Here is a 24,776-nt window from a genome sequence, read left to right on the forward strand (position 1 = left end):
TTGTGGATTGACAGAAGCAGTCCTAGAGAAGAAAATACAAATATATCAGGGAGTGATTTAAAGTGATTAGTGCATTATGGACAGCAGCAACCGGTATGAATGGACAGCAGACAAATATTGATGTTATTTCTAATAACCTGGCTAATGTTAATACTACTGGCTTTAAAAAGAGTAGGGCTAGCTTCCAGGATCTGATGTATCATAATCTTAAACAACCAGGAACAACTAATGCTCAGGGTGCAGAGATACCTGTTGGTATTGAGATTGGCCATGGTTCTAAAATATCTGCGACTCAGAAGATATTTACTGAGGGTGATCTGCAGAATACTGAGGGCGCATTAGATATTGTTATTAAGGGAGATGGTTTTTTACAGGTGCTACTGCCTAATGGTGAAATAGCCTATACCAGGGATGGTTCCTTGAGCCAAGATAGTACTGGTAGACTGGTTACCTCTGATGGTTATCCAATCTACCCTGAAGAGATCTATATACCAGAAGATGCCAGTGCTATAGGTATTACCTCTGATGGTACTGTTTCAGCTGAGATAGATGGACAGGATGAAGCAGAGCAATTAGGTCAGATTGAGTTAGCCCGTTTTTCTAATCCAGCTGGTTTAAATAGTATTGGTAACAACCTATATACAGCCACTGTTGCTTCTGGGGATCCTGTGGTTAATACCCCTGGTTCAGCAGGTTATGGTAGCATTGAGCAGAACTTTTTAGAGATGTCTAATGTAAAGGTTGTAGAAGAGATGGTTAATATGATTGCAGCCCAACGGGCTTATGAGATAAACTCTAAAGCAATCCAAGCAGCTGATGATATGCTTAGTACTGCCAATCAATTAAAGCGATGATTGAGTAAATTATGAGTAAATTAATGAGACTTAAGCATATAATCACTGTTATTATATTTGCAATAGTCTTGTGTGGAACTGTTGAGGCAAGTGTAATTATTACCATACCTGATAGGGTAGTTATCAATAAATCATGGATAGAATTAGGGGATATTGCTACTATAAAAGGCTTGACAGGAAAAGACTTAATGGGGCTTTCCTCTATAAAATTGGGTAAGGCTACCCTGCCTGGGTATTCACGAGAGATTCCCCGGGGACAGATTATCTTGCTGTTAAAAGACAAAGGTTTTTCTATACCAGATATTGAGCTTATGATGGGGGAAAGTGTTATTGTTGAAACAATTAGTTATCAAATTCCCAGCAAAAAAATACTTGCTCAGGCAAAAGAATTTTTGCTTAAATCACTGGCATATCCCCCTGAAAGAATAACAATAAAGGAGAAATTTATTCCACCTAATATTGTTGTTCCGGCTAAAAATTATCAACTTGAGTTTGTAATGCCTAGGAATAAATCATTAAGTGGTGATATTTCTTTACAAGTTAAAATTATTATCGATGGGGCAGTATATAAAAATATTTTTATTAGACTACAGGTAAGTATTCTACAGGATGTCTTTATTGCTAAACGAAGGATACTTAGAGGAGAAAAAATACGGGAGAGTGATTTTTCTTTAGAAACCAGTCAGGTAAATGCTTTTAGGGGAGAATTAATTACTGATTTAGAAAACCATCTGGTTGAATACGGCAAAGTAAGTAAGTATATTCCTAAAGGTGCTGTCTTAACTAGTGATTATCTTGACCTGCCGATAATTGTTAAAGTTGGAGATGAGATTGTTGCTGAGATTAAGATGGGAGCTATTATGGTAACAACAAAAGTTGAAGCACGCCAAAGAGGGAAAAAGGGTGAGTATATCATTGTGGAAAACCTGAAAACTGGACGTCGTTTTAAGGCGATGATTATAAATCCTCATTTAGTTAGACTTGAACAATAGGGGGTGGATTCAGATGAAGAAATATCTATTTTCTTTATTATTAATACTTTTTTTGCTTTTGTTAACTATACCAGCAGCAGCGACTTCTCTTTGGAGTGATAGTGCTGGTGATATTTATCAAGATAAGGAAAAAGAATTTATTGTTGGTGATGTGGTGACAGTCCTTATTGATGAAGAGGTAGAGGCAACTCAGGGTGCTACTACCAGTGTTAGTCAGGGTAATAGTATTAGTGGTGGAACCGGTGTGGGAATTCTTGATTTTCTTAATCCCTTTAGTTATAATTATTCTGATGCTGATAATGCAGATGGTAAGACAGAAAGAACTGCTGAGTTTGAAGCGAATATTACAGCCCTTGTGGTAGATAAGTTTCCAAATGGGACACTAAAAATAGTTGGTAATAAAACAGTTCATATTAATGGAGAAGAACAGCTTATAAGTTTGAGTGGTATTATTAGACCTGAAGATATCAATGAGGACGATAATACTATTTCTTCCCAGCAGATTGCTAATGCACGGATTGAATTTGAGGGTGAAGGTATAATTTCTGCTAAACAACACCCTAATATATTCCAAAGGATTTTAAACTGGATTTTTTAGTTTAAGAAGGGGGAGTATGGATGAGACCTAAGGTAATATTTTTAGTATTAGTAATAATAGTTAGTATAGTTTATCCCCTGGGGGCTGCTTCTTATCTGGATCCAGTGGTGAATATTGGGGATATAACCAGGATAAAAGGTATTAGGGATAATCAACTAATCGGTAATGGTATTGTTATTGGCCTGGCAGGTAGTGGAGATAGTAGGCGTAGTCAGGCCACCATTCAAATGGTAGCAAATATGCTAGGAAATTTAGGTTTAGATATTGATGCTGATGAAATACAAAGTGGTAATCTGGCTGCTGTTATTGTTACAGCAAAACTGCCTGCATTTACCCATGCTGGTGATACTATTGATGTGACAATTAATTCATTGGGTGATGCAGACAGTCTACAGGGTGGTACACTGCTGATGACACCTTTAAAGGCTGCTACAGGTGATATCTATGCTGTTGCTCAGGGGCCGGTTTCTATTGGTGGTTTTAATGAACAGGCAGGTGGTGGTAATCGGGTCAGGCAGAATCATCCTACTGTAGGAAGAATACCAAATGGGGCTATAGTTGAACGAGAATTACCCATTGAATTAGATAATAGCCAACTTTCTTTTCTCCTGGATACTCCAAACTTTGAAACTGCTGATTTTATAGCCAAGGCGATAAATAATAATTTTCAGTACCTATATGGGAGTATGCCAGTAGCAGATGCGGTTGATGCAGGTCAGATTCAGGTTCAGGTGCCTGCTAAATATAAAAACAATCTGGTTAGTTTTATTACTGCAATTAATAATCTGCAAGTTAGGTCCAGTATGGATGCTAAAGTTGTTATTAATGAAAGAACCGGAACTATTGTAATGGGGCATAAGGTTAGGATATCAACTATTTCTGTAGCCCATGGTAATTTAACAGTAACTGTTTCAACTAATGAAGAGGTATCACAGCCTTATCCATTTAGTGAAGGTGAGACAACTGTTACTACAGATACTGATATACAAGTTAAAGAAGAAGGTGGCCATTTAGTAGTATTACCGGCCCAGGGAACTGTTCAGGATTTGGTAACATCGTTAAATACTATTGGTGCAAGTCCCAGGGATATTATTGCTATTCTTCAACAGATAAAAGCAGCTGGTGCCCTACATGCTGAATTAGAACTAATTTAAGGATGTGTATTAGATATGAATATTAATAGTGTTGAACTAACAGATCATTATCAGAGGACAGTGGCTGATAATGATCTAAAGAGAATTGAGAGTAACTCTGAAGTGAATACAGGGGATGACAGGTTGAAAGAATTAGCTGATGAGTTTACTTCTATTCTCATGAAACAGATGTTTAAGGCCATGCGGAAAACAGTACCAGAATCATCACTAATTGATGGTGGGTTTTCCGAAGATGTCTTTACAGATATGCTTGATGATGAGTACAGTAAAGCAGGGGCCAGGCAGAATACCTTTAATAATCTAAGCCGGGCCCTTTATGAGCAGCTGCAGCAGGGGAATTAGGAAAGGGGGTAATTACTATCAAGAAGATAGTAGGTTTTCTAATATTATTTATTCTTTTTCTGCAAATTTTTGCTGCAGGTGTCCAGGGTGATTTTTTTTCTAGTGATATGGAAAATTTTATCAGGGATGGCAAAAAAGTATCGATTAGTCTGAAGGAGGGTAAGGAGTATATCTGGCTACTGCCGGACAAAAATATGGTTCTGGTAGAGCCAGGGAGTAATAATACGGTAACTCTGAAGGGCTCACAAACTTACCTGATGCGCCCTGGTAAAATTGATAATAATATTTATCAGGTACAGGTTTTTGCCAGTTTTGATAAATTGAAGGCTGAGACGGTTTTTAATGATCTGGTAATGGCCGGTTTTCAAGATGTGTTTTTGCTGAATGAGGGGGACTGGTTTAAGGTAAGGGTTGGTCGTTTGTCGGCCAGGTCTGCTGCTGAAGCACTGGCACCTGAACTGGAGAATAAGGGCTATAGCACCTGGATATTGAGAGAAGAAAAACCTGTAGAGATGATCAATATATATGATGTAGAAGGGGATAATATCTTTTCGGCCAGTTCTATAGAGCTTATTGAAGGAGTGAAGTATCAAGGCAAAAATTATCCCGGTGTTCTTGGATACGCACTTTATAATAATAAAATTAATATATATAATAAAGTAGAGTTAAATCAGCTTATTACAGTTTTAGTTTCTAATGAAGTGAAGGATTTATATCATGATTTATATCTGTTTAATAAAAGCAGGCTGGAGGCCCTGTTAAAATCCCAGGCGGTTATCACTAGGAGTAATTTATTATCTAAAATTATAAATAAAAAGGGTGATTTTATATATTTACCGTCTTATCAGGGTATTGAAGATGATAGGATGATATCGAAAATAAGTAAAGCAGTTCAGCTTACTGATGGTATTGTGTTAGAGAGAAATAATAAGCTAATTAAGGTTTCCTTTAATACCAGAGAACTCTTAAAAGAAGCCGGTTCTGGTAAAAATTATCAAACTATTTTAAGTGATTTAAATAACTATCAGCTTATTGATTTTAAGATTATTGATTTGACTCCAGCTGTTATCGAAAGAGTCAGGATTGATGCTAAAGTAAAGCGGGGTCTCAATTATAAAGAAATATATCAATTGACCTGGTGGGGGCCGAGGGTCATAAGTATTCTTGACCTTGACCTGACAAAAACAGCTTATATTATTGAACCTGTCCTGGCAGGTGGTGTGGTACAGGCTACTGCAGATCTGATGGAAATAGTAAAGTCAAGGAATGCTTTGGCAGGGGTTAATGGTGGTTATTTTTCTTATACTGGTAGACCACTTGGTTTATTAATTAAAGACGGGGTTACAGTGAGTGAGCCTGTTAAGGATAGAACGGCTGTAATCTTTACTAATGATGATATCTTATTAGCCAAAAGTGGTTGGCAGGCGGTGCTACAGAAGGCAGCTGGGAACAGTTGTTTAGTTAATGGCGTTAACCGCTATGTTGGGGAAGATGAATTGATAGTCTATAATAAATATTATGGTGAAAAGGCACCTGAACTGGGCGCTGGTATGATTGAGCTGTTGGTAATTGATGATCTTATCAAAGCTGTTAATACCCATCAGGAAGGTAATAGGACAGAAATACCTGATCAGGGAATGGTTTTTCAGGCTCATGGTAGTGCTGTTACAAAATTAGAGGAATTTCAGCTTGGTGATAGAGTAGAATATAGGGAAGATTTTTCACCAGAATTGCAGGATCTGGCGATTGTGTCTGCCCTGGGTGGAGGACCCCGGCTCCTTAAGGAAGGAAAAGTGTTTATTACCGCTCACGAGGAGGAGTTCCAGAATGATATAGCCTATGGCCGAGCACCGAGGACTGCACTGGGGCTCAGTAATGATAAGCATCTATTGGTATTTACAGTCGACGGGAGACAGCCTTCTTTAAGTATTGGTATTACCCTGGAGGAACTGGCTGAATTCATGCAGCGTCATGGAGTTGAAGAGGGAATGAATCTTGATGGTGGTAGTTCTGCCAGGATGGTTGTCAGGGGTTTTACAATGAATAATCCCTCAGCAAAACGTCTTATTAGTAATGCTATAATTTTCAGATATAATAGATAGGGGGAGCAGGATGCGGTTTAAAACTACGATATTGTTGACTATAATGATAGTATTTCTTTTGATAGGTAAGGGACAGGCTGTTGGTATTAACCTATTGTCTTTTGATAGTATTCATTATATTGTCTCAGGGGATTTTGGTGATGTAGAGTTTTTAAAAATATCGCTGGATAATTACCTCGATGAGATAAATACAGTGGCTTATAAACTGGTTTATGATGGGGATGATTTTAATCTGGAGGGAAATTGGAGGATTAAATTTCTCAAAAGAAAGAAGTATAATCTTGGACTAGATTTTTCATTTCCCCTGGAATTAGATAATATGAAAATGGGTAAAGGAATTGGACTTTCTGCTAATTCCTATTACTTTAATCAGAACAAACTCTATTTAGATATAGACTATTTTTTTGATAGAAGTGACAGATGGGTTTATGAAGGAGGGGTTATAATCCCCCTCTCTACTGTAATAGACCTTACACTGGGTGTAGGTAATTCCTACTGGGAAACAGATAATAATTGTCTAAATATTGGTCTTAAAGTAGCACTTTAGAAGAGTATACAATTTAGAGGTGAGATATGATTGAGGCAATAGATTCTTTCAAAAACAAGAAAATAATGGTTATAGGTGATATTATAGCTGATGAATTTATAATAGGTGAACCAGAGCGCCTTTCCCGGGAAGCCCCGGTTATAATACTACGACATCGGGAGAGGGATATCTTACCTGGAGGTGGTGCTAATGCTGCTAGCAATATAGCCAGTCTTGGGGGAATGGTAAGCCTGGCAGGTGTTATTGGCAGGGATAGGACTGGTGAAGACTTATTATGTGTTCTGCAGGGACAGGGGATGGATATTAATGGTTTGATTACTAGTCCAGACAGGCCTACAGCAGTAAAAACACGAATTATTGCCGGGGGAAATCAGGTTGTTAAACAACAGGTAGCCCGGATCGACCACTTTGATGAAACACTTATTAGTAAGGAGATAGAAAATTCCTTATTGGATTTTATAAGTGGAGAGATTGTTAAATATGATGGTATCTTAATATCTGATTATGGATTAGGGCTTTTTACAGATAGGCTTAAACAGGGGATTGTGGAACTTGCTGGCAGTTATGATAAATTTACTGTGGTAGACAGTAGATATGATCTGCTGGATTATCAGGGTGTTTCCCTTGCGACTCCTAATCTGGAGGAGGCTGGACAGGCCCTGGATCGTTGTTTGTTAAATCAGAATGAGGTTGTTGAGGCAGGTCTGGAATTAATAAACAGGATGCAGTCTACTTATCTTTTAATAACCCAGGGTGGTGATGGGATGACAGTATTTACAGCTGAGGGTGATTATAAACACATCCCTGTTGCCAATTATGCGGAGGTTTTTGATGTGACCGGGGCAGGTGATACTGTAGTCGGTACTATTCTGCTTGCTTTATGTACAGGACTGGATATATACCAGGCCATGGAACTGGCAAATTGTGCAGCAGGTATTGTAGTGCGTAAGGCCGGTGTGGCCACTGTTAATCCTGCTGAACTTAAGGAGGAACTCAAAAAACAATGAAAAAAATAATAAAATTCAATAAATTAAGTGAACTGGTAAGTGACCTAAAAAAAAGCGGGCAGAGGATAGTATTAACAAATGGGTGTTTTGATATTTTTCATGTTGGTCACCTGCAAACCCTTAAACTGGCTAAAAAGGAAGGTGATATTTTAATTGTTGGGGTTAATAGTGACAGCTCAGTAAAGAAGATCAAAGGGGCCAGTAGGCCTATTATCTGTGATGATGACAGGGCAGAACTTATAGCTGCTTTAGAGGTAGTGGACTATGTTACTATTTTTACGGAAGAAACAGCTGCTAATTTATTAGAAAATGTTAGGCCAGATACTTATGTAAAAGGCGGGGATTATACATTAAAGGGTCTACCAGAATGGCCGGTTATCCGGGATTATGATATCAGTGTTAAGTTTATTAAGTTAGTAGAAGGACGCTCAACAACCGATATTATTAAAGAGATTAAGGAAATGGAAAAATGCTAGAAAAGTGGGAGAAGACTTTATTATTTATACTGCTTATTTTACTGGTAATGGGGACAGTAGTTTATCTGGAATTACCGTTAGACCGGGTTTTACATTTTTTTAAATAATTTTCTTTTTCTGAGGTGGTATTAATGTATGGGAAACAGGGAGAAGAGGAAATAATTAAAGAAGCGCAGGATGGTGAGCGGAGAGCGATTGAGTTATTGATAAATAATAATATGGATATAGTCTATGCTAAAGCCAGGTATTTTTTTATTAAGGGACTGGATAGGGAAGATGTGATTCAAGAAGGCCTGGTAGGATTATATAAGGCTGTCAGAGACTATCGGACAGATAGAGCGGCTTCCTTTCGGGGGTTTGCTCAGTTATGTATTCACCGGCAGCTTGTTTCAGCAATAAAACGAGCTAACAGACAGAAACATATACCCTTAAACAATTCTACTTCCATAGATAAGACGATTGATTATGGGGAAGGGAGTCGCAGTTTCAGGGAGATACTCCCTAATAATGAAGATAACCTGGAAGAAAGGTTTATTTATCAGGAACAGTTGAAACTACTATTTAAGATTATAGATAGTGAACTAACTGAACTGGAGAAAGAGGTTTTTATGCAGTATCTTGAAAACAGGTCATATCAGGAGATATCAGTAAACCTTGAGGTAAATATTAAGGCTGTTGATAATGCTTTACAGCGGGCTCGAAAAAAGATTGAGAAAATAAGGGAACACTATAATATGCAGGACCTGGTGGGATAGTTTTATGTCTTTCTGGCAGCGGGTATTGGATCTTATTTTTCCTGTAGAAGAGCGCTGTTTTAATTGTGGTAGTTATTACAAGTCTTCTGAGTTAAAAGGTATTTGTCCGGATTGTTTAGCCGGGATGAGTTTTATAGAGAATTATTGTCAGTATTGTGGTAGGGCTTTAATCGGTAAAAATCTTGGTGAAGATAAAAATTATTGTGAAAGGTGTAGCAAGCAGGATCTTTCTTTTGATTATGCCCGGAGTATTACCCTCTATAAGGGTGTAATCAGGACTTTGTTAATAAAATTCAAGTATTACCAGGAAACCAGCTTAAGTAAGCCGTTAGGACAGCTGTTGGCTATGTATTATCAGTATTATTATGGCAAAGAGAAGATAGATTATCTTATACCAATACCATTACATAAAAAACGTTTTACGGAGAGGGGATATAATCAGGTTGAATTACTGGCTGATGAACTTGCTTACGAAACCGGTTTATCTGTTCTGAAAAACGTAATGTTGAGGAAAATTGCTACTAAACCACTTTATAGTTTGAGTGCTATTGAACGTTCTGAAGTAATCAGGGGCTGTTTTACTCTTGATACTAATACTAAACTTTCCAGTAAAGGCATCTTACTTCTTGATGATATTATGACAACAGGGACTACTGTTAATGAGGCTGCCAGGGTTTTGAAGAATGAGGGGGATAGTGGTCCAGTATATGTCTTAACCCTGGCTTCCGGTCAGTAGTAAGTAATCAATACCTACATACCTACATAGTTACGGAAAATGTTTGACAGATATTGCTGGCTATGATATAGTAAAATTGATGGGTTAAAAATCAATTTAAATGTGGACCCATTTAAAGAAATTTTTAGGAGGAATGCACTAGAATGATTTTTTCAGGTAAAGTAAAATGGTTTGATGCACAAAAGGGTTATGGATTTATTGAAAGAGAAGATGGTGACGATGTATTCGTACATTTTTCTGCTATTGAAGATGAAGGGTTCAAGACCTTAGAGGAAGGCCAGGACGTTGAATTCGAGATTGTTGAAGGAGACCGTGGCCCACAAGCCTCAAATGTTGTTAAATTATAAAGGTTGAACCTTATAATATAGCAACTCAACCCTGGTTACTGTTGTAATCAGGGTTTTTTCTATTGCTTAGTTTTCGAAAAATGAATAATTTTCTAAAAACATAAAAAAATAATAGATAATTAAGGAAGGAATCTATTGACTTTTTGTCGAATAATAATTATATAAGAGAAGAAAGGAGTGGGTAGGATGAAGATTATGACTTATGGAAAACATATCGATGTTACACCTGCTTTAAAGGATTATGCCGCTGAAAAGGTGAGTAAGTTGAGTAAGTATTTTCAGGGAGCACCTATTGAGGCACATATCTCTTTTGAGGTTGAAAAAGATAGGCACATTGTGGAAGTTACTGCCTATATTGATGGTCTGATACTTAGAGGAGAAGAGGAAACCCATGATATGTATGTTTCGATTGATGGTGTTCTGGAGAAATTAGAACGCCAGGTTCGTAAATATAAAACAAAGATTAAGAAAAAGATGATTGAACGCAAACAGGAATTAAGGGAAGAATATAAAGAAGAAAGAACAGAAGAGATCTTAAATAATGGTTTTGAAGAAGATGATTATGAACCTAATATAGTAAAGACCAAGAAATTTGCTATTAAACCAATGGATGCTAAGGAAGCAGCTATGCAGATGGACCTACTTGGTCATGATTTTTTCGTCTTTTCCAATGCTAAGACTGAAGAAGTTAATGTTGTTTATAAGAGGAAAGATGGTAATTATGGGTTGATTGAGCCTGCTTTTTAAATAAAGGATATTTACAATTTTAGAGAATATAATAGATACCAGCAGTTTAGTGTTTATATAACTGCTGGTATTTTTTATTGTTTAAGTAGAAAATTATGTAATTTAAAAATTATTCATAACTTTGAAGACCGACAGATATATTTGTTTCCCTTGTCGTGCACCACAGGTACTCCGTATTTAAGCAGAGCGCACAAGAACAGTTTGAGGTTGCGCTGCGGTGTCCTACCTCCGCTTACTGTCGAGAAATTCTCCTTTAGCGTCCTGCCTACGGATAATTTCTAGAGTCGTACAACAAACATATTTGTCTGGCTTATGATAGTGTAGTAGTAATTTTAATTCTGACATCTTTTTTATATTATGAAATGATAGCTTACACTAGCCCATTGAGGGCCGCTGCAAATTTTCGCAATGCGAAAAGGATATTTCATTTTTATCAAGAATAAATTTAAGGAGTATAATTATAAAATAGTCTAGGAGTGGATGGTTATGAATAGTTATCTGGAAAAGGTTTTGACTGAAGTTAAGCAGAGAAATCAGTGCCAGCCTGAGTTTCACCAATCGGTTGAAGAGGTGCTGGAGTCACTGGAACCAGTATTTGAACGTGATTCTATTTATAAAGAGGCCGGAATACTGGAGAGGATTGTGGAGCCAGAACGACAAATTATTTTCAGGGTACCGTGGGTAGATGATAATGGAAAAACACAGGTGAACAGGGGTTTTCGGGTAGAGTTTAATAGTGCCCTCGGTCCATATAAAGGTGGTTTGAGGTTGCACCCTTCTGTTTACATAGGGATTATTAAATTTTTAGGTTTTGAACAAATTTTTAAAAATGCCTTGACAGGACGGTCGATTGGTGGGGGTAAGGGTGGTAGTGATTTTGATCCTAAAGGTAAGTCCGATATGGAGGTAATGAGATTTTGTCAGAGCTTTATGACAGAACTTTACCGTCATATAGGGGATAAGACTGATGTTCCGGCTGGAGATATTGGGGTAGGTGCCAGGGAGATAGGTTATCTTTTTGGACAATATAAGAGGATAACAAATTCCTTTGCAGCAGGTGTCTTGACTGGTAAAGGTCTGAACTGGGGCGGTAGTCTGGTCAGGACTGAGGCAACAGGCTATGGCCTTGTATATATTGTAGAAGAGATGCTAAAGGATAACGGGAATTCTTTTGAAGGTAAAGATGTTGTTATTTCAGGGTCTGGTAATGTTGCCATCTATGCTACAGAAAAGGCCCAGGAAATGGGAGCGAAGGTTATTGCCTTAAGTGATTCCAATGGATATATCTATGACCCTGCTGGTATTAATCTGGAGACAGTAAAATGTATTAAGGAAGTAGGGAGGAAAAGGATTAAAGAGTATGTTACAGAACATAGTTCTGCCGAATATCACGAAGGTAGTAAGGGTATCTGGACAATAAAGTGTGATATTGCCCTTCCTTCGGCTACTCAGAATGAGATAGATGAAGATTCAGCTAAAACCCTTGTTAAAAATGGTGTTATAGCTGTAGGAGAGGGGGCAAATATGCCTTCTACCCCGGAAGCTATTGAGGTCTATCAGAAAAATAATGTCCTATTTGTGCCGGCAAAGGCTGCTAATGCAGGTGGTGTAGCTACCTCAGCACTGGAAATGACCCAGAATGGCATGTGGGATTCCTGGAGTTTTGAAAAAGTGGAGGCTAAACTAAAAAATATTATGGTTGACATTTATAATACCAGCAGTGAAGTTGCTAAAGATTATGGTCTGGAAGGCAATCTGGTAGCTGGGGCCAATATTGCTGGGTTTCTTAAAGTTGCTAATGCCATGTTAGATCAGGGTATAGTATAAACTATAATCACAATAAAAAATCAAAAATTAGTAGAGGGTCTTTTGGCCCTCTTTTTATATACAGTCAAAAGTAGTAGCTATTGATGGTATTCATGTTTTTATAATGAGGAGTGAGAGACTTGGCAAAAATGCTCATAAATATGAACATATAGAAATAGGACTTTAACAGTGGATTTACAGTTAAAGGAAATATATAAATTATCAAGAATAAACTGGTATATGATAATAAAATAGCAAAAAAGGGATTTTTTTAGATAGTATAGTCTGGCTTTATATTTAAAGAGTTAATGTGAAAACTTGCACAATTTTAATAAAATATGTTATACTTTATCCATGAGTATTAAATATTTACTTGTATTATTATAATTTATGTGTGGGGTTAAATTAAAGAAGACAGGGGGGTATAAAGTTTTAACCCCTGTTATCCAAATCTAATACTCAAATTTTTATACTAAAGTTTATTGCCCCGGGAAGATAGCTAATATAAGATAAGAGGGGGTTACTAATGCTGGAAATAAAAAGTATTATTAATAAGGCGGTTCAAGAGAACGAATTGTCCAAAAATGAGATAGTAAAACTGCTACAAATAGAGGAAGAGGAAATATTAGAATATCTATATCAACAGGCCGATAAGGTTAGAAAAAAATACCATGGAGATGATGTACATCTACGTGGTATAATTGAATTTTCTAGTTACTGTAAACGGGATTGCTATTATTGTGGGTTAAGAAAAGGGAATAATGTTTTAAAAAGATATCAATTAAAAACTGAAGATATTATTACTCAAGCCCTTGAAGGAGTGAAATTGGGATATAAGACTATAGTACTCCAATCAGGAGAAGATGATTATGATGCGGAAAAAATCGCTTATATTGTAAAGGAAATCAAGGCTAAGGCCGATACAGCTATAACTCTATGTGTTGGAGAACGAAGTTTTGATGATTACCGGCTCTGGAAGGAGGCGGGGGCAGATAGATATCTTTTAAAACATGAAACTGCAGATAAAGATTTATATCAAAGATTACACCCAGGAATGAAATATGAAGATAGAATAGAACGCTTAATTTTTCTGAAAGAATTGGGCTTTCAAACTGGTAGTGGAAATATAATTGGTTTACCTGGTCAAAGCCAGGAATCATTAGCTGAAGATATTCTCTTGTTTAAAGAGCTGAAAATGGATATGATCGGCATAGGTCCTTTTATACCACATCAAGAAACACCTTTAAAAGATGAAAACAAAGGTACTGTTGAGATGACACTGAAAGTACTGGCGATTACCAGATTGTTATTACCCTTAAGCCATTTACCGGCAACTACAGCACTTGGTTCTATTGATAACTACGGTCGGCAGAAAGCGCTGCAGGCTGGTGCAAATGTAGTTATGCCTAATATCACTGCATCTAAATACCGCTCTCGCTATGAAATCTATCCTGCCAAGATATGTATTGAAGAAAAAGCAGCTGATTGCAGGCAGTGTATTGGTGGTATTATAAATTCTCTTGGTAGAATAGTAGCAATTGACCGGGGAGACAGCCTGTACATATAATTATTTTGATATTTATTTTTTTGTGGTTATATCGCAGTAAATAGTCTTATTGAGTTTTGGGGTGTTTGGTGTTATAATTAAAGCTGTATAGGTAGAGATGGTCAGGGTTAAGATACCCTGATTTTTTTTTGAATATTTAAGGATTTTGCTATACAATATAGATGTACAGGTTTAACAAAAAGATGGTAAAAAATATATTTTAAGGGTGATGAATAAATAATGTTAAATCTTATTAAAAAGATATTTAAAGATCCTAATCAAAAGGAATTAGAACGTTTACAACCCATTGTTGATGAGATTAATGGTCTGGAAGAGTCGATTAAAAAACTGACTGACTCTGAATTAAAGGATAAGACCACTGAATTCAGAAAACGCCTGGCAGCAGGCGAAACCCTGGATGACTTGCTACCGGAGGCCTTTGCCGTTGTCAGAGAGGCAGCTCAGCGTTCTACAGAAGAGGGTTTCAGGCCTTATGATGTACAGCTGATAGGTGGGATAGTATTACATGAGGGTAAGATTGCTGAGATGAAAACAGGTGAAGGTAAGACCCTGGCAGCTACCCTGCCTGTTTATTTAAATGCCCTGACTGGTAAGGGGGTTCATGTCATAACTGTTAATGACTATCTGGCCAGAAGGGATAGTGAATGGATGGGGCAGATTTATAGGTTTCTCGGTTTATCAGTAGGGGTTATTTTAAATGGAATGACTGCTGCTGAGAGGAAGGAGGCTTATAATTGTGATATTACCTATGGAACAAATAATGAATTTGGTTTTGACTATCTACGGGATAATATGGCCTTAAGGCCTGAAGATGTTGTCCAGGGTGAATTAAATTATGCTATCCTTGATGAGATTGATAGTATTTTAATTGATGAGGCCAGAACCCCTTTGATTATTTCTGGTCCTGTCCAGGAATCTACCCGGGATTACACTAAATTTAATCGGATTATTCCTAAGTTAGTCAGGGATCAAGACTATGAAATGGATGAAAAGAACAGGTCGGTCCACCTTACTGAAGAGGGGACTAAGAGAATAGAAAAGGCCCTTAATATTTCCAATATATATGATGAAGAACACATTAAATTAACTCATCAATTAAACCAGGCTTTAAAGGCTTACACCCTGATGAAAAAGGACCGTGACTATATTGTTAAAGATGGTGAGGTTAAGATAGTAGATGAGTTTACTGGTCGAGTTATGGAGGGGCGCCGTTTTAGTGAAGGTTTACACCAGGCAATAGAGGCTAAAGAGGGCGTTCAGATTAATAAAGAAAGCCAGACTTTTGCCAGTATAACCTATCAAAATTATTTCCGTATGTATGATAAGCTGGCCGGAATGACAGGGACTGCTGAGACAGAGGAAGAGGAATTTATCAAGATATATGGGATGGAAGTAGTAGTAATACCTACTAATGAGCCGATGATCAGGGATGATATGCCTGATTTAATTTTTGCTACTGAAGAACAGAAATTTAGAGCGGCTGTAGAAGAGGTAGTAAAATTATATGAGAAAGGACAACCTGTTCTTGTTGGGACAGTAGATATTGACAAATCAGAGGAACTCAGCAGGAGGCTAAAAAAACGAGGTGTAACACATAATGTCTTAAATGCCAAAAATCATGAGAGAGAGGCAGATATCATTAAGGATGCCGGACAGAGAAAGAGTGTTACCATTGCAACCAATATGGCCGGTAGAGGGACAGATATAGTGCTTGGTGAGGGTGTTAAAGGATTAGGTGGTCTACATGTCCTGGGAACAGAGCGGCATGAAAGCCGGCGGATAGATAATCAGCTGCGCGGACGTTCGGGGCGTCAGGGGGACCCTGGTTCTTCACAGTTCTATGTTTCACTGGAAGATGATCTAATGCGGCTTTTTGGTTCTGATAATATTAAGGGTTTATTGGGAAAAATGGGCATGAATGAAGGTGAGCCTATTGAGCATAAACTAATAACCCGTTCCCTGGAACGGGCTCAGAAGACTGTTGAGGGTCGCAATTTTGAAATAAGGAAGACCATTCTGGAATATGATAATATAATGAATAAACAAAGGGAAATAATATATAAACAGAGGAGAGAGGTTTTATTTGCTGACGACCTCAAGGATATTATTCTGGGGATGCTGGAAAAGGTCATAGAGGATGTTATAGAATTATATATATCGGAAGAGATTCACCCTGATGAATGGGACCTTAGTGGGATGATTAATTACTTTGAGCAGCATAATATATCCCTGGACTGTAAACCAGCTGACTTAAAAGATATGTCCCAGGCTGAAATAGAGGAGTTTCTATGTACTAGAGCAAAGAGGGTTTATCAGGAGAAGGAAGAAGAGATTGGTAGTGAAGTAATGGGGGATCTAGTGAAGTTTATTTCCCTCAGGATTATTGACCGGAAATGGATGAATCATCTGGATAATATGGATGAACTCAGGCAGGGAATAGGACTAAGGGCTTATGGACAGAAAGACCCCTTGACCGAGTATAAATTTGAATCCTATGATATGTTCAATGAAATGACAAGCTCTATCAGGGAGGATATTATTAAAAATCTCTTTAGACTTGAACTGAGGGATGATTCCCCTGATTTAAGCAGGATTGAGAGGAATAATTTGCAGTATCAAAAAAGTAGTGAACAGTCCTCTGGTCGGGGGAAAAGAAGCAGCAGGGAGCAGGATAAAAAAAGACAACCTGTCGTTAAGGTAGAGAAACCCGGTAGAAATGACCCCTGCCCCTGTGGTAGTGGGAAAAAATATAAAAAATGTTGTGGGAGGTAATAAAGATGGCAGAAAATGAGATACTCTTTCGACTTAATGAGGCTAGAGATAAATTAAATGATTTGAGGGATGCACTTTGACCTCGCTGGTCTAATGAAGAAGAAAGGAAAGCTAGAAGAGGAAATGAGCAGACCTGATTTCTGGGATAAGCCTGCCGAGGCTCAGAAAACTGCTCGCAAGGCTAACAGGATCAAAAACCGCATCAAACAGTTTGTTTCACTGGAAGAACAACTTGATGAGGGGGAACTCCTCCTGGGGTTGAGTGCTGAAGATGGGGGAGAACAGTTAAGTAGTGAGTTAAATGAGACGATTGATCTCCTGGAGAGAGAGCTGGAGAAATTAGAATTACAGCTGATGTTGAGTGGTAAGTATGATGATAGAAATGCTATTCTATCAATCCATCCTGGTGCAGGTGGTACTGAATCTCAGGACTGGGCTGAGATGCTGCTCAGGATGTACAGCAGGTGGGCTGAAAGTAATGGTTATGACCTAAAAATACTTGACTTTTTAGCAGGGGATGAGGCTGGTATTAAGAGTGTAACACTGCTTATTGCTGGTGATTATGCCTATGGTTATTTAAGGGGTGAGCGCGGTGTGCACCGCCTGGTCCGTATCTCTCCTTTTGATTCATCAGGCAGGCGCCATACCTCTTTTGCCTCAGTTGACGTCATGCCTGAGATAGATGAGGATGTGGAAGTAGATATTGAGCCCAATGATCTCAAGATTGAGACTTATAGAGCCAGTGGTGCTGGTGGCCAGCATGTTAATAAAACAGATTCAGCTGTCAGGATAACCCATCAACCAACAGGTCTTGTAGTACAGTGTCAGAATGAACGTTCCCAACATAAGAATAAAAAAATGGCGATGACTATTCTTAAGTCACGTTTAATAGAGTTGATGGAAGAAATGCAGGCCGAGAAGATTGCTGAATTGAGGGGAGAACATAAGGAGATAGCCTGGGGAAATCAGATACGCTCTTATGTTTTCCACCCCTATAATATGATCAAAGACCACCGCACTGGTTTGGAAGAAGGTAATGTCAAGAAGGTTATGGATGGTTATCTGGATGATTTTATAGAGGCCTTTCTAACTGATAGAATTGGTGAAGGGAGCGGGCAATGAAAAAAAGACCCTGGAAGTATATTTTCTTATTTTTAATACTAATACTGGCTGCCCAACTACTGCTACCTGTTGTTGCGGAGAGAAAACTAAACAAGATTATTTTATCTCAGGTAGAGGAAATAGGTGAACTTGATATTGAGCTGGTTTCTTTTCCCTCAATGGAGATTTTGCTTGGTAAGATAGACTTTGTGGAGATATCTGCGGAAAAACCGGTTTATCAGGATTTGTTGATCAGGTCTTTAGATGTAAAGTATAGGGATGTGCTTTTAAAGGGAAATACCTTTGAGGGGGAGAATACCTATCTCAGAATACTTATTACAGAGGATGATTTAAATAATTACCTTAAGCATACATCCCCTGACCTGGCTGATCTGAAGATTTCCCTGAAACCTGATCAGGTTCTCCTGGTTGGAAAGGTTCCTTTTTTAAATACCAGCCTTAATCTCAGGATAACTGGTGGTTTTTTAGTTAAAAATGAAGAGAATAAAGTAGTTTTTCAGCCGGAAGAAATGAAGGTTGAAAGGGTTAATATCCCTGTAAATCTGCTTAGTAAATATATTGAAGATGCCTATTTTACCCTGGATCTAAATCAGCTTAATTTTCCACTTGAAATTGATAAGGTTAAAGTTGAAGAAGGTCAGATTATTATAGCTAACGATGGTTAAATTGTCCATAACAGTTTGATTTAAGTATTAAGGTGAGAGGTAGGTAAGGTGGATGAGGAAAAAATTTTTGCTAATTATTTTTATACTGGCATTATTTGTATCTCTGCTGGGTGTTTATGGCAGATATAAGATAGATAATTCCAGTAATGGTGTAGAATTGATAATGGATTATAAGGCCCTTGCTTCCTTAGACCGCAATGAAATAAAATTTTTGGGGGAATTAAAGGAGGCAGGTCTTACAGCTGTAGCAGTCCTTCCTGATACAATCAAGGAGCTTGTTAATACTAATAGGGTTAATTTAATTAAGGGTAATGAATTAATTAGAGCTGGAGTTATTTCAGGTAGGACCAATCTATTAATGGAGTCTTTTCAAATTAGCAGGGATTCAGCAGTATTGTATATTGACAGTAGTTCATTAATTAAGGGATTTCTGGATAGATTGCCTTCCTGGCAAGAAGAGTATGGGCTTGATTATTTGCTGGCAGGGGATGAATTACTTGTTTTCTTTGAAAAGTGGCATGATAAATACCTTTCTTTAGGAATTGGTTTTGAAGAGGGACTAATCACAGAAATAAGAAAGGCTGGATTAAAAATAGTCCCCAGAATAGATAATAATAAATTGACAAATAAGGAACAACTGGCTCTACTGGCTGATTATTCTCCCCGGTATCTCATTTTTAATGGTACAGAGGTAACTGGTTATCAGGAGGGTAGTAAAGAGGGGATCAGGGAAACAGCCAATCTTATGTTAGATCATGATATAATATTTGGTATGATTGAACCCTTTATTGCCAGGCAGGCAGGTGCAGCAAGCCTGGCCCATCTACTTGATTATAGATTACTGAGGGTACATAGTATTCAACAGGCTGAGATGGATAGTAATCAGGCTAAATACAGTCTGGATAATATAGTAAATAGGTATTACAGAGCTGTTAAGGAGCGAAATGTCAGATTATTATACCTCAAACCATTCCTAAAAGAGAAAGATAATAAAAAGCCCGATAAACTAACAGAGGAGTTCATTGCCAGCCTTGCAGTCAGGCTGAAAACAGCTGGCTATCTGCCTGGTCAGGCAGAACTTTATAGGGATTATGAAAATAGTTTCTTAGCTTTATTATTGATTGGTCTGGGTATTACTGTTGCTGGTATAATCTTACTGGGATATTTGATTAATAAGGATATTTTAAAGTGGTCATACTTGATGATGGGTTTAGTTATTATAGTTGAGGTCTTACTCTTTTATAAAGGCAGAGGGATTTTCTTACGTAAAGTACTGGCTCTGGCAAGTGCTATTATTTTCCCCACACTGGCTGTAGTTACACAAGTCCTCAATAAAGAGGAGGAGAGCTTGTTGCTTAAATTTTTGAAGACAGCGGCTATTTCCTTGCTTGGAGGCGTCTTTTTGACTGCTTCTTTAGCCCATACCAGTTTTGTCTTAAAAATAAATCAATTTGTTGGTGTCAAATTAGCTTTTGTGCTACCGCTTATTTTAATATCATTCTATTATTTTAAGACAATAGATTATCGGTTTAACGATAGGCAGGGTTCTTTCCTGGAGAAACTGAACAGGCTGTTAGATTATAATCTTAAACTTAAACACCTGGTATTATTATTTGTGCTTGCTGTAGGTGGTTTTGTTTATATAGGTCGTACAGGTAATTATCCCTTACTCCCTGTGTCAGGGATAGAGTTACACCTCCGTGAGTCTCTGGAAAAACTACTTATTGCCCGGCCGAGGTTTAAAGAATTTCTTATCGGTCATCCTTTTCTTGTGCTGGCCTTAGGAATGGTTAAGGAGTTTAAGAATAAATTATTGTTTTATCCATTTTTATTACTGGCTTCAATTGGACAGATTACTGTTCTGAATTCATTTTCACATATCCATACACCACTTTTAATTACTGTTATCAGGGTTTTTCATGGGTTGTGGCTTGGTTTATTATTAGGATATATTTTATTATCTAGCTTTAGATATCTTGTAAAGCGCTTTGCTTAGGGTTATTATCTTGGAGTCTGAAAGAGGTGAGTAAAGGTGGCAAAGATAGTTATCTCTGGTTATTATGGTTTTGATAATATGGGTGATGAAGCAGTTTTAAATGCGATGCTGATTTCTTTTAGAGAACTGGCTGATCAGCTGGAAATAGTTGTGCTATCAGGTGCTCCTCAAAAGACTGCTGCTAGGTATGGGGTTAAGGCTGTAAAAAGAAATAATTACAGAGAAGTCTTCAAGGAGATTAAATCCTGTGATTTATTTATCAGCGGTGGTGGTAGTCTCTTACAGGATGTTACGGGCTGGAAGAGTATTCCCTTCTACCTTGGCCAGCTTATGCTGGCTAGTTTACTGGGGAAGAAGACTATGTTGTTTGGACAGGGTATCGGGCCGATAAAAAGCAAACTATACCGCCAACTGGCAGCCTTGATAATTAAAAAGGTTGACCTTGTAACAGTGCGTGATGAGGAATCTCGTGATTTTTTAATAGGGCTCGGCTTAAAGGGAAAGGATATAGCTGTAACAGCAGACCCTGTTTTTTGTTTATCCCCTGGAGATAATAAGCAGATACAGGGGAGAGAGCTTCTGGCAGAGGAGGGTATTAAGGCTGATAGTAAGCTGATTGGTATTTCCGTTAGGCCGTGGGCTGGTGAGGGTTATTTAAAGGAAATAGCTAAAGCTGTTAAAGAACTCTCTGCTGTCAATGATGGGGAGGTTTTAATAATACCGATGCACCCAGCCTATGACCTGACTGTTAGTGAAAAATTACTGGAACTACTGGATGGTCAAGTTAATATCTTAAGTGGTGATTATACACCACTAGAAATGATAGCTATTTTTGGGGAATTAGATTTTTTGCTTGGTGTAAGGCTTCATTCTCTGATTTTTTCACTTATTCAGGGGATACCATTTGTGGCTATTAGCTATGACCCCAAAGTTGACAGTCTTTTAAAGAGCTTGAGAATAACTGCTGGTATGGATATTAATAAACTTAATGGAGATACCCTCAAACGGGTCTGCCAGACTGTTTTGTCCAATACTGAACAATTTAACCTTGTTATAGAGGGACAGCTTGTTCGGTTACGTAAAAAGGCTTTATGGAATACAGAGTTTGCCCTTGGCCTACTGGGGGATGATTCTATTGACAGATCATAAAATTGAAATTTTGGGTGTCCAGATAGATCAAATAAAGATGGAAACAGCAGTAAAAAGAGTAGATAAATACATTAATGCTCATGATAATAAAAGATATATGATTGTGACCCCTAATGCAGAGATGATTGTTATGGCCTATGATAACCCAGGCTTTGCTGATATATTAAACAGGGCAGATTTAAGTGTTCCAGATGGTGCTGGTGTTGTGCTGGCTTCACATATCCTTACTCTCCCCCTGGAAGAAAGGGTAGCAGGTTTTGACTTGATGGGTAAATTACTGAAACTGGCCCAGGAAAGAGATTACCGGGTTTTTTTTCTGGGAGGCAAGGACTCTGTTCTGGAAAAGGCCCTGAGTAAGATAAAAAACAATTTTCCAGGTTTAAAGATAGCGGGTTCTCACCATGGTTATCTGGACCCTGCTTTAACTTTCTGGCTGATAGAGGAGATCAATGGTCTTGATGTTGATATATTATTTGTCGGGATGGGTGTTCCTTTACAGGAGAGATTTCTTAATGATAATCTAGCTAATTTAAAGGTAAAGGTTGCGATGACAGTAGGTGGTTCTTTTGATGTACTAGCTGATGAGGTAAAAAGGGCTCCTCGGTGGATGCAGACGCTGGGTCTGGAATGGTTATTTCGGCTCATCCAGGAACCTTCCCGAATCGGGAGAATGATGGCTTTGCCCAGGTTTGTATTACTGGTCTTTAAAGAATATTTGCTGGCCAAGGTCAGGAGGTAAAGATGAAGAAAAAGAAAAAGATAAAACGTCTTTTATTTGATATTCTTGGTATAACAGTAGGTTCAGCCCTGGCGGCATTATCTCTGGTTATATTTTTAATCCCTAATCGTATTGCTGCTGGTGGTATAAGTGGACTGGCAACTATAATCTATTACCTGACTGAATTTCCTGTTGGTATACTGACTTTAGTCTTGAATATACCGCTGTTTATTGCTGTAATTAAGGTTCTGGGCTTATCTTTTGGCATCAGAACTATTTATGGTATGATTACTTTTGCTGTTTTTATAGATCTGTTTCAACCAGTAGTACCTGTTTTGACCCATGACCTTTTGCTGGCTACTATTTACGGTGGGATAGTTGGTGGTCTAGGACTGGGTATTGTCTTTAATTCCAGGGGTACAACCGGAGGAACAGATATGGCTGCCAAATTAATTAACCACTATACTGGTTTGAGTGTGGGAGAAAGTATTTTCCTGGCAGACGGTATTGTTGTTTTACTGGCCGGTATATTCTTTAATGCTGAGGTGGCACTATATGCAGCAATTGCTATTTTTATACACAGCAAAGTAATAGACCTGGTACAGGAAGGGTTGCGCTTTAGTAAAGCTGTTTTCATTATCTCTACAAATCCAGAGGCAATCAAGGATGAGGTAATGTCCGAACTGGACCGGGGTGTTACTATTTTAAATGGTTATGGTGGCTATACTGGTGATGAAAAAGATGTCCTTTTCTGTATTATCTCCCGTACTGAGGTCGCCAAACTTAAGAGGGTGGTATCCAAAATTGATAGGAAGGCCTTTGTTATTATAACAAATGTCCATGAGGTACTTGGTGAAGGATTTAAAGAGATATCTTAAAATAGAGGAATATTCGTCCACTGGTAGTTTAAATTACCTTTTAGTCTTCTGATATAATCCCTTCTTTTAAACAATACTAGTAATGAGGAGGGGTAATAATGCTGATCTTTAATCAGGTAAGTAAGAATGGCATTTGTGATTTATCATTTTATATTAGGAGTGGTGAGTTTGCTTATATTTATTACCAGGAAAGTAGAGATATAGAGACATTATTTAATTTAATAATGGGTAATGCCAGGCCTGATGATGGTGTTATTAGATGGTTGAATAATGATAGTTTGATCAAACCCTTTCCCATTGAAAAAAGGGTTGTCTATCAGGAGAATATACTACTGCCAGATAGAACAGTTATAGAAAACATGAGGTATATTATGCAGATCAGGGGGTTTAGTAGTAAATATATAAACAATCGGGCTAGAAGGGTATTAAATATACTTGAGCTTGATAAGCTGTTTGATAAGAAACCTGGGGAGTTAATGAAACATCAATTAATCCGGGCAAATATTGCCCAGGCAATACTTGATTTCCCAACAGTGGTGATAGTAGAGAACCCAACTATTATGCTTGATGATGTAAATGCCCAGGGTATTATCCATCTCTTAAAAGGGATAAACAGCCTATCATTGACAATTATCTTTCTCAGCTCTGACCAGCGGCTTATACCTGGTGATGGTGTTAAGGTAATAGGCCCGGTTTTGACCAGTAAACAAAACAGGGAGAAGGGGTCATATGCCTAAATCCAGACCTGAAACGGCCTTTATTCTGCAGGAAGTCAGGAGAAGTATAGTTTTAAATAAGAAATATGCCCTTTCTTTTTTTGTTTTCCTTTCGTTAAATTATTTGCTGCTGATTCTGGTCTTTACAGCAGCAATAAATATAAATTATCTTATTGAATCATATTATAGTGGTTTATTACCATTTGCTCTGGAAACACTACTAATATTTCTTGTTAAGCGAATTGTTTTTTTAAAGTTCCTGTTTTTTATTTCATTTTTAATTTCAACGCTGATACTTGTTTATCTAAATAAAAAATATATAGATACTTTTATTATCTTATATCAGTATGAAATAAAACTGGTTAATAAACTATCCTGCAATAATAAGATGGTAAGATTACCTTTATTGTTGACAGCTTTTATTATTAATGTGTTTTCATTGGGAACAGTATTTCTGTTGAGTGGTTTTATCTACAGGTATTCCTGTGTAATAATAGGACAGTATTTAACAGGATTTAATTTTATAAAATACCAGAACTTTAATATTTCATTATTGTTTTTTCTTTTCCTGATAACAGCTGGTGGTATATTTAGTTCCACTCGTTTTTTATTCTGGAAACATAAGCTGGGTTAGTCCTTATTTTAAATATTACCTTATCTTGATAGGGAGGAGAATGGCTTTTTAGGGAGAAGAACTTATATTAGGTGAATAAACTTTGAAGATCAACAG

Annotated in this window: 24 protein-coding genes; all 24 read left to right on the forward strand. The window is 37.6% G+C overall.

Features of this window, described 5'->3' with window-relative positions:
• The first annotated feature begins 62 nt into the window (after positions 1-62).
• The 24 genes from flgG to GM661_RS02940 all read left to right on the forward strand — a co-directional run bounded on the left by flgG (position 63) and on the right by GM661_RS02940 (position 24,680).
• The gene (gene flgG, locus GM661_RS02825; protein WP_230868651.1) at positions 63-854 is read left to right on the forward strand and encodes a flagellar basal-body rod protein FlgG; all 792 of its coding nucleotides are present in this window, start codon (positions 63-65) and stop codon (positions 852-854) included.
• Positions 855-877: 23 nt separating this feature from the next.
• Positions 878-1,846, forward strand: a complete 969-nt coding sequence (flgA, locus tag GM661_RS02830) for a flagellar basal body P-ring formation chaperone FlgA (RefSeq protein ID WP_230868652.1) — start codon at positions 878-880, stop codon at positions 1,844-1,846.
• Positions 1,847-1,859: 13 nt separating this feature from the next.
• Positions 1,860-2,444: a flagellar basal body L-ring protein FlgH gene (locus GM661_RS02835; RefSeq protein WP_230868653.1), complete on the forward strand. Its 585-nt coding sequence runs from the start codon at positions 1,860-1,862 to the stop codon at positions 2,442-2,444.
• A gap of 20 nt (positions 2,445-2,464) precedes the next feature.
• A complete protein-coding gene (locus tag GM661_RS02840; protein WP_230868654.1) occupies positions 2,465-3,598 on the forward strand; it encodes a flagellar basal body P-ring protein FlgI in 1,134 nt (377 codons plus the stop codon).
• A 15-nt stretch (positions 3,599-3,613) separates the two neighbouring features.
• On the forward strand, positions 3,614-3,940 hold the full coding sequence (locus GM661_RS02845; RefSeq protein WP_125988022.1) for a rod-binding protein: 327 nt from the start codon (positions 3,614-3,616) through the stop codon (positions 3,938-3,940).
• Positions 3,941-4,047: 107 nt separating this feature from the next.
• Positions 4,048-6,042: a phosphodiester glycosidase family protein gene (locus tag GM661_RS02850; protein WP_230868655.1), complete on the forward strand. Its 1,995-nt coding sequence runs from the start codon at positions 4,048-4,050 to the stop codon at positions 6,040-6,042.
• A 10-nt stretch (positions 6,043-6,052) separates the two neighbouring features.
• The gene (locus tag GM661_RS02855) at positions 6,053-6,589 is read left to right on the forward strand and encodes a hypothetical protein (RefSeq protein WP_230868656.1); all 537 of its coding nucleotides are present in this window, start codon (positions 6,053-6,055) and stop codon (positions 6,587-6,589) included.
• Between the two features lie 26 nt (positions 6,590-6,615).
• Positions 6,616-7,596, forward strand: a complete 981-nt coding sequence (locus GM661_RS02860) for a bifunctional heptose 7-phosphate kinase/heptose 1-phosphate adenyltransferase (RefSeq protein ID WP_230868657.1) — start codon at positions 6,616-6,618, stop codon at positions 7,594-7,596.
• On the forward strand, positions 7,593-8,072 hold the full coding sequence (gene rfaE2, locus GM661_RS02865) for a D-glycero-beta-D-manno-heptose 1-phosphate adenylyltransferase (RefSeq protein WP_125988030.1): 480 nt from the start codon (positions 7,593-7,595) through the stop codon (positions 8,070-8,072). The genes GM661_RS02860 and rfaE2 overlap by 4 nt, the downstream gene beginning before the upstream one ends.
• 131 nt (positions 8,073-8,203) lie before the next feature.
• Positions 8,204-8,827: a sigma-70 family RNA polymerase sigma factor gene (locus GM661_RS02870; protein WP_230868658.1), complete on the forward strand. Its 624-nt coding sequence runs from the start codon at positions 8,204-8,206 to the stop codon at positions 8,825-8,827.
• Between the two features lie 4 nt (positions 8,828-8,831).
• Positions 8,832-9,563 (forward strand): ComF family protein, encoded by a 732-nt coding sequence (locus GM661_RS02875; protein WP_230868659.1) that lies wholly within the window; start codon positions 8,832-8,834, stop codon positions 9,561-9,563.
• 146 nt (positions 9,564-9,709) lie between these two features.
• On the forward strand, positions 9,710-9,910 hold the full coding sequence (locus GM661_RS02880) for a cold-shock protein (RefSeq protein WP_205739435.1): 201 nt from the start codon (positions 9,710-9,712) through the stop codon (positions 9,908-9,910).
• A 186-nt stretch (positions 9,911-10,096) separates the two neighbouring features.
• Complete coding sequence (gene hpf / locus GM661_RS02885) at positions 10,097-10,657, forward strand: ribosome hibernation-promoting factor, HPF/YfiA family (protein ID WP_230868660.1); 561 nt, start codon at positions 10,097-10,099, stop codon at positions 10,655-10,657.
• 486 nt (positions 10,658-11,143) lie between these two features.
• Positions 11,144-12,484: an NADP-specific glutamate dehydrogenase gene (gdhA, locus tag GM661_RS02890; RefSeq protein ID WP_230868661.1), complete on the forward strand. Its 1,341-nt coding sequence runs from the start codon at positions 11,144-11,146 to the stop codon at positions 12,482-12,484.
• Positions 12,485-12,992: 508 nt separating this feature from the next.
• A complete protein-coding gene (gene hydE / locus GM661_RS02895; RefSeq protein ID WP_407929634.1) occupies positions 12,993-14,030 on the forward strand; it encodes a [FeFe] hydrogenase H-cluster radical SAM maturase HydE in 1,038 nt (345 codons plus the stop codon).
• A 219-nt stretch (positions 14,031-14,249) separates the two neighbouring features.
• Entirely contained in the window at positions 14,250-16,802 is a 2,553-nt protein-coding gene (gene secA, locus GM661_RS02900) for a preprotein translocase subunit SecA (protein ID WP_230868663.1), read from the forward strand.
• Between the two features lie 5 nt (positions 16,803-16,807).
• Positions 16,808-17,924, forward strand: a protein-coding gene (gene prfB / locus GM661_RS02905; RefSeq protein ID WP_230868664.1) for a peptide chain release factor 2 whose coding sequence is annotated in 2 segments (ribosomal slippage) — positions 16,808-16,879 and positions 16,881-17,924 — 1,116 coding nt in all. Because the reading frame shifts where the segments join, the coding sequence is not laid out codon by codon here.
• Positions 17,921-18,589: an LmeA family phospholipid-binding protein gene (locus GM661_RS02910; RefSeq protein ID WP_230868665.1), complete on the forward strand. Its 669-nt coding sequence runs from the start codon at positions 17,921-17,923 to the stop codon at positions 18,587-18,589. Before prfB ends, GM661_RS02910 begins: the two co-directional genes overlap by 4 nt.
• A gap of 52 nt (positions 18,590-18,641) precedes the next feature.
• The gene (locus GM661_RS02915) at positions 18,642-20,585 is read left to right on the forward strand and encodes a DUF5693 family protein (RefSeq protein ID WP_230868666.1); all 1,944 of its coding nucleotides are present in this window, start codon (positions 18,642-18,644) and stop codon (positions 20,583-20,585) included.
• A 36-nt stretch (positions 20,586-20,621) separates the two neighbouring features.
• Positions 20,622-21,734: a polysaccharide pyruvyl transferase CsaB gene (gene csaB, locus GM661_RS02920; RefSeq protein ID WP_230868667.1), complete on the forward strand. Its 1,113-nt coding sequence runs from the start codon at positions 20,622-20,624 to the stop codon at positions 21,732-21,734.
• Entirely contained in the window at positions 21,712-22,473 is a 762-nt protein-coding gene (locus GM661_RS02925; protein WP_230868668.1) for a WecB/TagA/CpsF family glycosyltransferase, read from the forward strand. Before csaB ends, GM661_RS02925 begins: the two co-directional genes overlap by 23 nt.
• A gap of 2 nt (positions 22,474-22,475) precedes the next feature.
• Entirely contained in the window at positions 22,476-23,330 is an 855-nt protein-coding gene (locus GM661_RS02930) for a YitT family protein (protein WP_230868669.1), read from the forward strand.
• A gap of 98 nt (positions 23,331-23,428) precedes the next feature.
• Positions 23,429-24,067 (forward strand): ATP-binding cassette domain-containing protein, encoded by a 639-nt coding sequence (locus tag GM661_RS02935; RefSeq protein WP_230868670.1) that lies wholly within the window; start codon positions 23,429-23,431, stop codon positions 24,065-24,067.
• Entirely contained in the window at positions 24,060-24,680 is a 621-nt protein-coding gene (locus GM661_RS02940; protein ID WP_230868671.1) for a hypothetical protein, read from the forward strand. The genes GM661_RS02935 and GM661_RS02940 overlap by 8 nt, the downstream gene beginning before the upstream one ends.
• Positions 24,681-24,776: the final 96 nt, after the last annotated feature.

Origin of the sequence: Iocasia fonsfrigidae (genome assembly GCF_017751145.1) — a bacterium.
In the GTDB taxonomy this organism is placed as follows: domain Bacteria; phylum Bacillota; class Halanaerobiia; order Halanaerobiales; family DTU029; genus Iocasia; species Iocasia fonsfrigidae.

Coding starts and splice junctions, on each gene's coding strand:
- GM661_RS02845 (WP_125988022.1), top strand. CDS start 3,614: ATGAATATTAATAGTGTTGAACTAACAGATCATTATCAGAGGACAGTG.
- GM661_RS02855 (WP_230868656.1), top strand. CDS start 6,053: ATGCGGTTTAAAACTACGATATTGTTGACTATAATGATAGTATTTCTT.
- rfaE2 (WP_125988030.1), top strand. CDS start 7,593: ATGAAAAAAATAATAAAATTCAATAAATTAAGTGAACTGGTAAGTGAC.
- GM661_RS02915 (WP_230868666.1), top strand. CDS start 18,642: ATGAGGAAAAAATTTTTGCTAATTATTTTTATACTGGCATTATTTGTA.
- GM661_RS02935 (WP_230868670.1), top strand. CDS start 23,429: ATGCTGATCTTTAATCAGGTAAGTAAGAATGGCATTTGTGATTTATCA.
- GM661_RS02910 (WP_230868665.1), top strand. CDS start 17,921: ATGAAAAAAAGACCCTGGAAGTATATTTTCTTATTTTTAATACTAATA.
- GM661_RS02835 (WP_230868653.1), top strand. CDS start 1,860: ATGAAGAAATATCTATTTTCTTTATTATTAATACTTTTTTTGCTTTTG.
- GM661_RS02930 (WP_230868669.1), top strand. CDS start 22,476: ATGAAGAAAAAGAAAAAGATAAAACGTCTTTTATTTGATATTCTTGGT.
- gdhA (WP_230868661.1), top strand. CDS start 11,144: ATGAATAGTTATCTGGAAAAGGTTTTGACTGAAGTTAAGCAGAGAAAT.
- flgA (WP_230868652.1), top strand. CDS start 878: ATGAGACTTAAGCATATAATCACTGTTATTATATTTGCAATAGTCTTG.
- GM661_RS02870 (WP_230868658.1), top strand. CDS start 8,204: ATGTATGGGAAACAGGGAGAAGAGGAAATAATTAAAGAAGCGCAGGAT.
- GM661_RS02875 (WP_230868659.1), top strand. CDS start 8,832: ATGTCTTTCTGGCAGCGGGTATTGGATCTTATTTTTCCTGTAGAAGAG.
- GM661_RS02840 (WP_230868654.1), top strand. CDS start 2,465: ATGAGACCTAAGGTAATATTTTTAGTATTAGTAATAATAGTTAGTATA.
- GM661_RS02925 (WP_230868668.1), top strand. CDS start 21,712: ATGATTCTATTGACAGATCATAAAATTGAAATTTTGGGTGTCCAGATA.
- GM661_RS02850 (WP_230868655.1), top strand. CDS start 4,048: ATGGAAAATTTTATCAGGGATGGCAAAAAAGTATCGATTAGTCTGAAG.
- GM661_RS02860 (WP_230868657.1), top strand. CDS start 6,616: ATGATTGAGGCAATAGATTCTTTCAAAAACAAGAAAATAATGGTTATA.
- GM661_RS02940 (WP_230868671.1), top strand. CDS start 24,060: ATGCCTAAATCCAGACCTGAAACGGCCTTTATTCTGCAGGAAGTCAGG.
- hpf (WP_230868660.1), top strand. CDS start 10,097: ATGAAGATTATGACTTATGGAAAACATATCGATGTTACACCTGCTTTA.
- secA (WP_230868663.1), top strand. CDS start 14,250: ATGTTAAATCTTATTAAAAAGATATTTAAAGATCCTAATCAAAAGGAA.